The organism is Sphingobium sp. WTD-1 (assembly GCF_030128825.1).
In the GTDB taxonomy this organism is placed as follows: Bacteria; Pseudomonadota; Alphaproteobacteria; order Sphingomonadales; family Sphingomonadaceae; genus Sphingobium.
Genome location: NZ_CP119130.1, coordinates 13,256 through 26,122, shown reverse-complemented (window position 1 = coordinate 26,122; position 12,867 = coordinate 13,256). Strand labels below are relative to the sequence as shown.

General features: G+C 62.0%; 11 protein-coding genes and 2 pseudogenes. 10 read left to right on the top strand and 3 right to left on the bottom strand.

The window, feature by feature from the left end:
* Positions 1-32: 32 nt before the first annotated feature.
* The 5 genes from N6H05_RS27935 (at position 33) to N6H05_RS27915 (ending at position 4,416) form a co-directional block, all read left to right on the top strand.
* On the top strand, positions 33-338 hold the full coding sequence (locus N6H05_RS27935) for a conjugal transfer protein TraD (protein WP_066268908.1): 306 nt from the start codon (positions 33-35) through the stop codon (positions 336-338).
* 37 nt (positions 339-375) lie between these two features.
* Positions 376-600, top strand: coding sequence for a conjugal transfer protein TraD (locus tag N6H05_RS27930; RefSeq protein WP_066268892.1), 225 nt, complete (start codon positions 376-378; stop codon positions 598-600).
* On the top strand, positions 597-887 hold the full coding sequence (locus tag N6H05_RS27925) for a hypothetical protein (RefSeq protein ID WP_062346066.1): 291 nt from the start codon (positions 597-599) through the stop codon (positions 885-887). The genes N6H05_RS27930 and N6H05_RS27925 overlap by 4 nt, the downstream gene beginning before the upstream one ends.
* A gap of 6 nt (positions 888-893) precedes the next feature.
* On the top strand, positions 894-2,570 hold the full coding sequence (locus N6H05_RS27920) for a type IV secretory system conjugative DNA transfer family protein (RefSeq protein ID WP_066268898.1): 1,677 nt from the start codon (positions 894-896) through the stop codon (positions 2,568-2,570).
* Positions 2,571-3,303: 733 nt separating this feature from the next.
* Positions 3,304-4,416, top strand: coding sequence for a replication initiator protein A (locus N6H05_RS27915; protein WP_062069515.1), 1,113 nt, complete (start codon positions 3,304-3,306; stop codon positions 4,414-4,416).
* Positions 4,417-4,505: 89 nt separating this feature from the next.
* Here N6H05_RS27915 and N6H05_RS27910 read toward each other — a convergent pair whose 3' ends face one another.
* Positions 4,506-4,853, bottom strand: coding sequence for a GNAT family N-acetyltransferase (locus tag N6H05_RS27910; RefSeq protein WP_349666234.1), 348 nt, complete (start codon positions 4,851-4,853; stop codon positions 4,506-4,508).
* Between the two features lie 25 nt (positions 4,854-4,878).
* Between N6H05_RS27910 and N6H05_RS27905 the strand changes: the two genes are divergently transcribed.
* Positions 4,879-6,050 (top strand): IS3 family transposase gene (locus N6H05_RS27905; RefSeq protein ID WP_116462942.1). Its coding sequence is split into 2 segments (ribosomal slippage): positions 4,879-5,143 and positions 5,143-6,050, totalling 1,173 coding nucleotides; the frame shifts between segments, so codons are not numbered across the junction.
* Between the two features lie 294 nt (positions 6,051-6,344).
* On the opposite strand, the pseudogene N6H05_RS27900 reads toward N6H05_RS27905, so the two are convergent.
* Positions 6,345-7,007, bottom strand: a pseudogene (locus tag N6H05_RS27900) (Tn3 family transposase); the annotation flags it as partial.
* 321 nt (positions 7,008-7,328) lie between these two features.
* Between N6H05_RS27900 and N6H05_RS27895 the strand changes: the two are divergent.
* On the top strand, positions 7,329-8,195 hold the full coding sequence (locus N6H05_RS27895; protein WP_004212898.1) for a recombinase family protein: 867 nt from the start codon (positions 7,329-7,331) through the stop codon (positions 8,193-8,195).
* Positions 8,194-9,636 (top strand): annotated as a pseudogene (locus N6H05_RS27890) (catalase); the annotation flags it as partial. The gene N6H05_RS27895 and the pseudogene N6H05_RS27890, both read left to right, overlap by 2 nt.
* Positions 9,637-9,710: 74 nt before the next feature.
* Here the strand turns inward: N6H05_RS27890 and N6H05_RS27885 are convergent.
* Positions 9,711-11,207, bottom strand: a complete 1,497-nt coding sequence (locus N6H05_RS27885; RefSeq protein WP_037472268.1) for an alkaline phosphatase D family protein — start codon at positions 11,205-11,207, stop codon at positions 9,711-9,713.
* Between the two features lie 124 nt (positions 11,208-11,331).
* On the opposite strand from N6H05_RS27885, the gene N6H05_RS27880 reads away from it, so the two are divergent.
* Positions 11,332-11,907, top strand: a complete 576-nt coding sequence (locus N6H05_RS27880; protein WP_004212904.1) for an RNA polymerase sigma factor — start codon at positions 11,332-11,334, stop codon at positions 11,905-11,907.
* Positions 11,904-12,803, top strand: coding sequence for a FecR family protein (locus N6H05_RS27875; RefSeq protein WP_051156939.1), 900 nt, complete (start codon positions 11,904-11,906; stop codon positions 12,801-12,803). Before N6H05_RS27880 ends, N6H05_RS27875 begins: the two co-directional genes overlap by 4 nt.
* Positions 12,804-12,867 lie beyond the last annotated feature (64 nt).

Below are 12,867 nucleotides of genomic sequence, written 5' to 3'. Positions count from 1 at the left end.
GGTTCCTGTTGATGGGCGCGAGGGAGAGGATGATGCGCAAGGTGCGGGACTATGACGCGGAGCTGAAAGCGCTCGGCGACAAGGCCAGGACATTGAAGGCCAGGAAGGTCCAGCAGCTCGGCGAACTCGTCACCACCACCGGGGCCGATGCGCTCGATCTCGATGTGCTGGCGGGCGCGCTGCTCGCTGCCGTCGCATCCGCCAGCACGGAAGAAAAGGAGGCGTGGCGCTCGAAAGGCGCGGCCTTCTTTCAAGGACGCGGGCGCAAGGGTTCGCGACGCGCTGCTGGCAACGCGGAAAGCGGAAACGAAACTGGCACAGGCGAGGCGCAGGGTTGAAGCCGCCGCGCGCCGCGCCGATACGAGAGGATGGGTTGTGCAACGCAGGGAACGCACCCGCCACCTGATCGAGCTGGGCGGCCTCGTCCACAAAGCCGGCCTCGTCGATCTGACCGACGATGATCGCGCGACCCTCTACGGCGCGATGCTCGATCTCGCCGCGCGCGCCCAGGGCGAGGATGCCGACAACATGCTGACGCTGTGGAAGCGGCGCGGCAAACGCGCGTTCGACGCGGAAGCGGAAGGGAGTGACGCACCATGACCAGGCTCGATGTCGAAGCGATCCGGGCAGAGGTCCGCGCGCTCGATTATGTCCGCGGCACCCCCGCCGAAATCGCTCTGTGGCGCGAAGGCGATGCCGAAGCCCGCGCCAATCTCGCGATCGAAGGCATGGACCTCGACGCCGACGAACACGCCCTGTTCGACATGCTGCGCGCAGAAGCTGTCCCCCCTCCCCTAGCCACCGCGATCGTTCTCAAGCTGCTCGATCATCCCGACGCCGACCCGGCGCTAGCGATCTCGCCGGCGACGATCCGGGCGGACGGGTAAGCGGCGATGGAATGGTTCCGCCAGCTCGGCCGTGCGCTTCGCAACCTCGCCCGTATCGCGCGCGAACAGCCGATATGGGCGATCACGGCCCTCGTCACCAGTCCGGTCGCGCTGATCCGCCACCTGTTCGGCGTGGTGGTCCTGTTCCTCATCACCGGCCTGGTGCTGGGCCTCGGCGTGCCGCTGATCCTCGGCAAGCTGCTCGGCCTGCCCCGCGATTCCAACATCTACCAAATCGTAATGATGCTGACGAGCCTGGTCATCATCCTCGTCACGCTGCGCGCCCTCTTCCAACCGCTGATCCTGCGCTATGGCGGTCCTGCCGGCGATGACACCCACGGTTCGGCCCGCTTCGCCACCGATCGCGAGACGCGCCCGCTCGCCCAAAATGGCGAAGACCTGCTGATCGGCCGTGATCGCAAATCGGGCAAGCTGCTGCGCTACGCCGGTCCCGCCCATCTGCTGACGATCGCGCCGACGCGCACCGGCAAGGGCGTGGGGACCATCATTCCCAATCTGCTCGACTATCCCGGTTCGGTCATCTGCATCGACCCCAAGGGCGAGAATGCCCGCATCACCGCCCGCTATCGCGCGAAGTTCGGCCCGGTCCATGTCCTCGATCCCTTCGGGGTGACGGGCATCCCCTCAGCCGCGTTCAACCCGCTCGATCGCCTCGACCCTGCCGGCCTCGATCTCGCCGACGACGCCATGACGCTGGCCGACGCGCTGGTCTATGACGCTCCCGGCGAAGCTGGCGAGGCGCATTGGAACGAGGAAGCCAAGGCGCTGATCGCCGGTATCCTCTTGTGGGTGGCCTGTGACCCGCAAGCGCAAGGCCAGGACTACACGCTGGAAGCCCTGCGCGACTGCCTCACCTTCGCGCCTGATAATTCCCAAAGGATGCTGCGGGAAATGTCGCGCAGCACGCAGGCGCGGGGCCTGATCGCGCGTGCCGCCAACCGCCACCTGGGCAAGTCCGACCGCGAAGCGGCCGGCGTGCTGTCGGCCGCGCAGCGCCATACCCATTTTCTCGATTCCCCGCGCATGTCGGCCGTGCTGGGCCGCTCGGATTTCACCTTCGCCGATGTGAAGACGCAGCCCACAACCGTCTATCTGGTGCTGCCGCCCGATCGGCTCGCCACCTATGCCCGGTGGCTGCGCCTGATGCTGGCGCAAGGGTTGACCGATCTGGCGCGCGCGCCGGCCTCCCCCGCCCGCCCCGTCCTGTTCCTGCTCGATGAGTTCGCCGCCCTCGGCCGCCTCGAACCCGTCGAGCGCGCTATGGGCCTCATGGCCGGCTACGGCATCCAGCTCTGGCCGATCCTGCAAGACGTTCACCAGCTCCGCGCGCTCTACGAGCGCCGTGCCGGCACCTTCTTGTCCAACGCTGGCGTCTTGCAGATATTCGGGGTCAACGATCACGACAGTGCCAAGCTCGTCTCCGATCTGCTCGGCCAGGAGACGGTCGTGTTCGAGACCATGAGCCGCGCGATCGACAGCGACGAAACCGGCATATCGTTCGGCGCGCAGCATGTCGCTCGCCCGCTGCTCACCCCCGATGAAGTCCGCACGCTGCGCGAGGATTACCAGCTCCTGTTCCTCGCGGGGCAACGGCCGATCGTCGCCGCCAAGCTCAAATACTATGCCGATCGCGAGTTCGCGGGCCGCTTCGACAAGGCGTGAGGCCGTTTAAACGGTGCGTGGATCTCGCGCCGGAAAAATCGGGCGGCCCTGGGAAGCCCGTAGAGCGCCATAGGCGGTTCCGACGCCGAAAACCCTGACCTACGCCCGGAATGAGGCCGGGCGGGCCGGAAATCGCCCCCTGTGGGGACGTTTCCGCCTCCTCTACCCTCTCGATCAGAACGCCCACATATCCGCTTGGCTTTTCTGGAAAGCCATTTTCGGCGGCTGGGTTCAATGATGCGCTGGCGATAGGGGTGTGACGGTTACACCACACCCCAAATTAACAAAAGCGTGCCGGCGAAGCCGGCTCATTTTGGGGATGCCGGGTGGGAGGATCGCATAGCGATCCGGGGCGGCCGAAGGCCGCGAGCCGGCGGGGCGGAGCCCCAAGAGGCGGTGCTTTTCTTCCTTTCAACGTCGCATCAAGCGGGGCAGCCTAAAGTTATCCACAGCCTCGCCCTAGTGTTAATATATGGGTTTAGAGTCGTGTTACGGGATTTGGGCGGTTTTATAGTGCGTTGAAAATAATGTATTAATTGGCGTTTTTGTGACGCGCGGTGAATCCGCTCTGACGAAAAAGCGAATCCAGAGTGACGATAGGGTGAATCCACTCTGACGATAGGCCCGCCCCCTCCAAGCGTAATCGGAATGACGATAGCGCGGGGGTGAATCTGAAATGACGATAATCCGCTTGCGTATGTGAAATGACGATAGTAGCTGTGGCGTTAGTGAAATGACGATAGACTCCGCCCCTTCCCTGTTTGACGCGCCGATCGCCGCGCCGTCCATGGCCGTGGACGGCGACGATCGCACGCCGCTGCTGCCGGTGCGGCACCCTAACCAAGACCTGTTCATCTGCGATGTTCTCGACGCCATCCCCAAGGACGACATGGCCTCGATGGAGCATCCGGTTTTCTCGCTCTCGACCAAGCCCGACAACCGGATGCGGCGCTATGAGCATAACGGCAACGTTATCGAGATTATCCCCTCGGGCAAGGGGCTGGCGACGATCCACGACAAGGACATATTGATCTACTGTATTTCGCAGCTCGTCGCGAAGATGAATCAGGGCCAGCAACCTAGCCGCACGGTGCGCCTGCAAGCCTATGACATGCTCGTCGCCACCAACCGGCAAACCAGCGGCGAAGGCTATCGGCTGATGGCCGACGCCCTCACCCGCCTGCGCGGGACCACGGTGCGGACCAATATCCAGACGGGCGGTGTCGAGGAAACGCGGATTTTCGGGCTGATCGAAGAAGCCAGAATCACACGCAAGACGTTCGACGGCCGTATGCTCGATCTGGAAATCACCCTGTCGGATTGGGTTTATCGCTCGGTCATCAGCAAGAATGTTCTGACGCTTCACCGCGACTATTTCCGGCTCCGCAAGCCGTTCGAGCGGCGCATGTATGAGCTGGCCCGCAAGCATTGCGGCGTGAAGGACGAATGGAAGATCGGCCTGGAGCTGCTGCAAAAGAAATGCGGCTCGAACAGCCCGCTCCGGGTGTTCCGGGCCTTGGTCAAGAAGGTCTGCGAGCATGACGCGGACCACGGCCATTTCCCCGACTATGCGGTGACGATGAATGATGACGTGATCCTGTTCCGCAACCGCTCGGGCCTCAAGTCCAAGCCCGATCCGCTCGCCAACGCCGGCGACGATGCGCCCTATATCGACCCGGAAACCATGCACGACGCCAAGACGGCCGCGCCAGGCTATGACGTGTATGCGCTTTATGACGAATGGGTGTCGTGGTGGCACGACATGGGCAAGCCCGAGCTGAAAAGCCCCCGCGCCGCTTTCCTAGGCTTCTGCAAGAAACGGCACGAACGCAAGCCACTGCGCTGATCCCTTATGTGGACAAGCGTTCATGTCCACATGCAAACATATCGACTGATCCGCCTTTGTCACTTTCTGGTCGATAGCTACGGACTCGACTACAGGTGAAGTCCAAGAAAGGATGCGCCGGGAACCGGGTTGAAGGAAATCGGCTCCGCCGCGACGAAACCAAGAGTCTCATACAGCTTGCGCGCGGGGACGAACTTCGCTTGCACATCGAGCCTCATTTCGCTGTAGCCCACAGTGCGAGCTTCCTCGATCAGACGTTCAGCGAGCGCGCGACCAAGATGCCGTCCCTGAGCCTGGGGACGAACATATAGTCGTTTCATCTCGCATATCTCGTGTGTGACTTGGCGCATCGCTACGCAGCCTTCGATTTCCCCCTCCCGGTCCGCAAGCAGCACGCTGAGGTGGTGCCGGTTTTCTGGACAGGACGCTAAGCTAATCCCGACCTGATGGATTGGTACGGGAATGAAGACGACGAGGAAGCGCTACAGCGCGGATTTTAAGGCGAAGGTAGCGCTAGAGGCGATCCGGGGCGACCTGACGCTGGCGGAGTTGGCAGCCAAGCACGGCGTGCACCATACGATGATCGCATCGTGGAAACGCCAGGCCATTGACGGGATGACGAGCACGTTCTCGGGGGCTGGTGATGCTGCCAAGGCCGTCAGCGAGAGCGAGGTGGAAAAGCTGCACGCCAAGATCGGGCAACTGGTGGTGGAGCGGGATTTTTTAGCGAAAGCCTTCGGTCGATGAGCGTGGACCGGAGGCGGGCGATGGTCGAACCTGCTCACCATCGCCTGTCGATCTCGGCGCAATGCCGCCTGCTGCGGATCAGCCGCTCGTCCTATTACTACGCCCCGGTGCCGGAAACGGACGAGACGCTGGCGCTGATGACGGTGATCGACGAGACCTTCATGGAGTGCCCATGGTACGGCAGCCGCCAGATGGCGCGGCACCTTCGGCGCGCTGGCCATGAGGTCGGGCGGCGGCGGGTACGGCGCCTGATGGCGAAGATGGGTCTGTCGCCGATCTATCAGCGGCCACGCACCAGCGATCCGCACCCGCAGCACCGGGTCTATCCCTATCTGCTTCGAAAGCTGGCGATCGAGCGACCCAACCATGTATGGTGCGCCGACGTGACGTATATCCCCATGCGCCGCGGGTTCCTCTATCTGGTGGCGATCATGGACTGGGCAAGCCGGAGGGTCTTGGCCTGGCGATTGTCGAACACCATGGACGCCGGGTTCTGTGTTGCGGCGCTGGAGGAGGCGCTTACCCGGTTCGGCAAGCCGGAAATCTTCAACACTGACCAGGGCAGCCAGTTCACCAGCTTCGCCTTCACCAGCGTGCTGCGCGACGCCGAGGTCCGCATCAGCATGGATGGTCGGGGGCGTTGGATGGACAACGTCTTCATCGAGCGCCTCTGGCGCTCCCTGAAATACGAGTGCGTCTACCTCCATGCCTTCGAGACCGGATCGGAGTTGAAGGCTGGCCTTGGCCGGTGGATCACCTATTACAACACCAAGCGTCCGCACTCGGGCCTGGCCGGGCGAACCCCGTTCGAGGCCTATGGGCGGATCGGGCAATCAGATCATGGGGGGCATGCCCCCCATGATCTGATGATCAAGCAGGCGGCATGAACGACAACCGGGATTAGCTTAACTCAGCCGCCAAACTGTCCAAGAAGGCGGGACCACCTCACGCATCCTTTGGGCGCCGCATACTTCCCAGGCAAGTTTGCAAACTCAGCGTCATTATTCTGATAGTCGAGATTGACCGGCGAATTAGCGATGAACTCACGCCAGATGCCCAGCACCGAAGCTGTGTCACGAGGAAAGATCGCGTGCCTAATAACTACCATAGCGTGATTGCTTCGCCGAAAATCGTGGCGGCAATAGGACAGTGTGGGGGCGTTTGCGGGAGGGGGCGGAATCCTACGCTAAGGATTTGGGCCAGCGATATTCCCCGGTTAGATTGATGTGTTCCCATCCCAACGGCGAGACGTGGGCGAGTAGATCAGGCGCGATATGGGTACCGCTGGCGGCCCGGGTATTGACGACCTCGCCGAGCTTCATGGTGTTCCAGAATATGATGATGGCGGCGAGCAGGTTCATTCCGGCGATGCGATAGTGCTGGCCTTCGCCGGATCGATCCCGGATTTCACCTCGGCGGTGGAAGCTGATGGCGCGCTTTAGGGCGTGGTGGGCCTCACCCTTGTTGAGGCCGATCTGAGCCTGGCGCTGGAGGCCGGCATCAAGAATCCAGTCGATCATGAACAGGGTTCGCTCGATGCGGCCCACCTCTCGCAATGCGAGGGCCAGCTCATTCTGGCGCGGGTAAGAGGCGAGCTTGCGAAGAATCTGGCTGGGGGCGACGATCCCCGCTGCGATCGTCGCCATGATGCGCAGGATGTCGGGCCAGTTGCGCTCGATGAGCGGTTCATTGATCTTACCTCCGACCAGCGCTCGCACATTGGCCGGCGTCGCGTTGGGCGTGAAGGCATAGAGTCTTTTCTGAGGGAGAGGGCATCGCGTGGAAGGTACGCCAGACAACGCTAAGCGAGAACATTTCAAGAACCGTATGATGGCCGTTACCGCCGGAGGTCGCTAAGCCCCAGTTCTTCCCACATCCATGTAAAGTCATAGGTGCCCATCGGATCGGCGGTGCCCGATTTTGCCGCGCCATTTTCGATATATTTGAGCCAGTCGGCTACCTTTATGGCCGCTTCGACCTCGACCTGAACGACCGGATTGATTTTGGACGGCTTGCAGCGTGAGGCGGCTGATCGGCCTATAACATTTGGGTACACCCCAGAGTGATAGGGCCGAGTGACACCATTCGTCTGTCACAAAAGGGTGGGTTTGCGCTCAATGTGACGATACACTGCAAGAGCCACCCTAATGTGACGGATTTTGCACTTGGCTCGTATCGGATATGCCCGCGTCAGCACCACGGACCAGGATCTGGATATCCAGATTGGCCGCCTCAAGAATGCAGGTTGCGAAATTATCCGTTCCGAGACCGGATCGGGGGCCTCGCGGAGCGGGCGCACGGAACTGGAAACGATCATGCAGTTTATGCACACCGGCGACGAGCTGGTCGTGCTGCGGCTCGACCGGCTCGGCCGCTCCACGCGCGATGTCCTGAACCTGGTGCATGAGCTTGATGAAAAGGGAGCTTCGCTGCGCATCCTTGAGCCAGAGGTGACGACGGCGGGCGACATGGGGCGAATGGTCATCACCATACTCGGCATGGTCGCCGATATGGAGCTGAAGTTCATCAAGGATCGTCAGCGCGCCGGGATCGAAGCGGCGCGCGCCGAAGGCGTTTACAAAGGCCGGAAGAAGAACGTCGATGACGATGAAATCCGCCGTCGCCTTGCCGCCGGCGCCAGCAAGGCCCGCGTTGCCCGCGACCTGAAGGTCTCACGAATGACCGTCTATCGGGCGCTCGACATTATTCCGTCAAAGACCAAACTGCCGGAAAAGCCGCCCACTGCCAGCATCGCCCTGCATCTGATTATCGAGAACTTCAACAAGCGTGGAAGAGGTAGAAAACCCGCTCGGGAGCGGATTGAGGCGATGCTGGAACGCGACTACGCCATGGTAAAAAACGGCAATTGTGATTACAAACTGACCGTCGCCTATGACCCCGATCCGGATGGCATTTCCCTTGATGAGGAAATCCAAAGCCTCCTCTCCGAGATGTTCAACATCGCAGAGAGCTACAATTGCTCCATGGAAGCCGATATCTACGAGGTCGGTGGTCAGCAACGGTCCTGGTAGAATCAATCAAGCGTTCAGTGTTCGTTCTTCAACCTGGCCAAAATCGCAGCTTCGGGCCGACTGGGCCAAGTTCCACTGGAAGCCCCGACTTGGGATTCAGTCTACCATTTGGGACGAAGCGCTGAAGCTCCAGGCGGCGGACAATGACTATCAGCGCCGCGACCTGTTCGAGGCGATCGACGCCGGCGATTTCCCGCAATGGGATCTGGGTATCCAATTGTTCGACGAGGCGTTTGCCGAGGCGCAACCCTATGACGTGCTCGACGCGACCAAGCTCATCCCGGAAGAGGATGTGCCCGTGCGCCTGATCGGCACACTGACGCTCAACCGCAATGTCGACAATTTCTTCGCCGAAACCGAGCAGGTCGCATTCCTGCCCTCGAATGTTCCGCCAGGCATCGATTTTTCGAATGATCCGCTGCTTCAGGGCCGGCTCTTCTCCTATCTGGATACGCAAAATTCACGTCTCGGCACCACCAACTTCCATCAGATCCCGGTAAACGCACCGCGCTGTCCGTTCGGCAATTTCCAGCGGGACGGAAAAATGCAGACGATGGTGCCCAAGGGCCGTGCCAATTATGAACCCAACAGCCTGGCGGCGCATGGCGAGGAAGGTGGACCGCGCGAAAGCCCGGACGTCGGCTTTGTAACGGCAAACGCCGCCACTGGCCCTGAAGAGAGCGGCGACAAGCTGCGCGTGCGGGCGGAAACCTTCGCCGATCATTACAGTCAGGCGCGTTTATTCTACCGTTCACAGACGATCAGTGAACAAGCCCATATCGCCTCGTCCTTCGTGTTCGAACTCTCGAAGGTGGCACAGCTCGATCAGGTGCCCGGCCGGATGGTGGCCAATCTACGCAATGTGGACGAAGACCTGGCGAGCCGGGTTGCGGACGGCTTAGCGATCGATCTGCCGAAAAAGACGCCCGCCGCCAAGGAGCCGATCGACATGCCGCCTTCGGACGCACTTTCGATCCATAAGAATATGCTGGCGACGCTTGAGGGGCGCAAAGTCGGCATTCTGATCGCGGACGGCAGCGATGCGGACGAACTGGCAGCAATCGTCACGGCAGTAGAAAAAGCCAAGGGCAAGGCTGTGATCGTCGCGCCCAAAGTCGGTGGCGCAAAGCTCTCCAACGGCAAGCAGCAGAAGGCCGATGGTCAGCTGGCAGGATCGCCGAGTCAGATTTTCGATGCCGTGGCGATCATAGTGTCGCAGGAGGGCTGCGCGACGCTGCTGAACGAAGGCGCGGCGGTCGAATTTGTGATGAACGCCTTTGGCCATCTCAAGGCGATTGGCGCGAATGAGACAGCGCAGCCCTTGCTCGACAAGGCCGGCGTGGTGCCCGACGCGGGCGTCACGGGGGTCGATGCAGCGTTCGTCAAGGCGGCGGCTCTCCGCTTCTATGACCGCGAACCATCGCTGCGTATGCTGGCTTGAGAGAAGACATGATGAGCGATCAGTTTAACGCCTGGTCGCTCATGTCTTTTAGCCGGGCTAAATGCAGTTGTCGCCTACCTGATATCCTGTTCCACCTGTTGCAGGATCTTGGGCTTTGCCCGGGCCGATTTCAGATTCAGTGCACGAAATTGTGCCACTAGTCGCGTCGGTTCGATCTCGATGCGGACGTAGCCGCTATGGTTCAGGTCATGAAAGCGGATGTGGGGGTTATTTGCGCGAACCTCGCCGAAGCGGCCGGCTGGCGGCGATTGGGCAGCAAGGGCGGAGGTGACGATTTCGGTCGCCACTGGCGGGGTGCCATCCGCCCGATGCAGATCATTCAGCCAAAAACTGTGGACGTCGCCGCTTAGAATTAGGGGATTGCGGACATTGGGGCGGGCGAGCTGATCCAGCAGCCGTGAGCGGCCTGCGACATAGCCGTCCCACTGGTCGCTATAGACAGCGTCACCCCCGCCATCGAGCGCCAGCGGCGCAAAAAACACGCCCTGCGCCAATAAAGTCCAAGGGCGCCGCTCTTGGGAAAGGCGCTGAGCCAGCCATGCCTCCTGCGCCTGTCCCAGCATGGTCCGATCGGGCGCCAACCGTTCGGCGCAATGATCGAGCCGGACGTTGCGGGCTACCGACGGCGCCGCGCATGGCGGGTTGGACCGGAATTGGCGCGTGTCGAGCATGGAAAGCGATGCCAGTTCGCCCCAGTCCACCCCACGATAGAGGCGCGGGCTGGCCATGGAGCGCCACAGGCTGGGGCGGATCGGCATATGTTCGAAATAGGCCTGATAGGCCGCCGCTCGCCGCGCCGCGAAAATTTCGGGAGGTAGCCCCTCTCGATTGGCGAGCGCGGCATAATCGTTCAGCACCTCATGATCGTCCCATGTGACGAGCCAGGGCACGCGCCGGTGCGCTTCCTGCAAATCCGGATCGGTGCGATAGAGGGCGTAGCGGGCGCGGTACCCATCCAGATCGCGTGGTTCGGGCGCGCCGAAATCGCGGACCTTGGGCTGGTCGGGATAGGATGTTTCGTAAATATAGTCGCCGACCTGCACGATCAGGTCGGGATCGCCCGCCAGCATGTCGCGATAGGCGCCGAACCATCCCAATTCCCAATGCTGGCAGGATGTGAGCGCCAGCCGCAACCGGTTGGTGCGGTCCGGCACGGTTGCGGTACGCCCGACCGGGCTGGTCGCGCCAAGCGCATGGAAGCGATAATGATAGGGGCGCCCCGGTCGTAGTCCGGTCAGTTCGAGATGGATGCTGTGCGCCGCCTCGGGATGCGCGTTCAATGCGCCGGTCCGGACGATGTTGCGAAATCCTTCATCCTCGGCGACCTCGTAACGGACCGGGATCGATCCGGCCCGAAGAGGGTGGGCGTCGGGGCCGACGAGGCGCGTCCACAAAACGAAGCCGTCGCGGGATGGATCGCCGCTGGCGACGCCGAGCGCAAAGGGGTCGGCCTGCGCAGTGAAGGGTGCGGCGAGCACCCGGAGCGGCGTGGCGCCAAGCGCGACCATGGCGCCCAGCACGGCGCGGCGATGCCAGGGAGAGGCTTGCATCGGGCGGCCCTATCGGCGGCGTTTGACAGTAATGCGACAGCGACCCCCGACGAATGTGGATATTGTCCCGATATTGTCATGCCGACTGACTAACCGCCCCGCTCATCTGAAGGGGGAAGCCGCCGTGACCTGGTTGAGGGATGTAGACCGCTGGTTCATTGATGAGATATTGCCGCACCGGGTCGCTTTCCGGCGGCAGGCGGCTCGGCTGGTCCCCACGGCCGAGGCCGAGGATCTGGTGCAGGAGGCCTATGCCCGCGCGATCAATGCGTCGCATCATCGCGAGATCGTCAATCCCCGCAGCTTCGTCCTCACCATCATCCGCAATCTGGCGCATGAACGTCATCGTCGCGCCACCGTCGTGCGGTTCGAGCATCTGGCCGATATGGAAGCGATGGAAATTGCCGATAGCGCGCCGGATCAATTTGCAGTGCTATCGGGCAATATGGAGCTGGCACGGCTGATCGCGCTGATGGAGCAATTGCCGCCACAGGCGCGCGCGGTGGTGAAGATGCGGCGGATCGAAGGATTATTGCCGGGCGATATAGCGGTGCGGATGGGTTTGTCGGTCTCTACTGTAGAGAAGCATCTTGCCAAAGGGCTGGCCATTCTTGCCTATGCGATGCAGGAAGCGCCACCGCAGGAAGAAAGGGCCCCGTTTTCGCGCTTATGGCAACGCCACCGACACCAGAGAAAATGATGGAGGAAGCCGCCGGCTGGCTGGCGGCGCTCGATGCAGGCTCGGTCACGCCGCAGGCTTTCGAACAATGGCGTGCGGCCGATCCCCGCCATGCCATCGCCTTTGCCCAGGTGGCTCATGCCTTCGAGCAGGTGGAGCGTCTACGCGCGGTCGAGGACCGTCCGGCCGAACCGGCGCCCACCGCCATCAACCGCCGTGGGATGTTGCGTGCCGGCGTCTTGGCCGGTGGTGCGTCGGTCGCCGGCGCGCTGCTGGCGGTACGCGCCACTGCGCGCGAACATGCCAAAACGGCGATAGGTGAACGGCGCGCGCTGGTGCTGGACGATGGCACCCGGATCGAACTTAATACAGGCACGCGGATCAGTTGGCGGATCGACAAGGGGGAAAGCCGCATCTGGTTGGAGCGTGGCGAGATCGGCCTTACGGTTCCGGCTTCGCTGCGCGGCAAGCTGACATTGGAGGCAGGAAGCGCACGATTCACACTCGGCACCGGCAGCTTCAATGCGCGACAGCAACCTGAATCCTTCGACTTTCTCGTGCTGAATGGCATGGCCGATAGCGTACGGGGCGATGGGCTTACAGCAGGGGCGATGGCGCGCGTGATCGGCCAGAACGTGGCTATCGGACCGGCCGACCCGGTAACGCTGGACCGGGCGCGCAGCTGGAAAGATGGTCAACTGGTGTTCGAAGGCGAGAGCCTCGACTTCGTCGTGGCCGAATTTAATCGCTATCTCGACCCCAGGATCGTCATCGCCGATCCGGCGCTGTCGCGCATTCGGCTGGGGGGGCGTTTTACGACCACCAACCCCAATGATCTGCTGACCGCATTGCATGCGTCGTTCGGCATCCGATCGCAGCGCAGCGAAAATGGAGCCATTACCCTCACGGCCGGCTGATAATTTTTTGCAGCTGCGATAGAGGTCGTGCCGCGCCCACCCATCCCATCCTCCGAGAGACGCT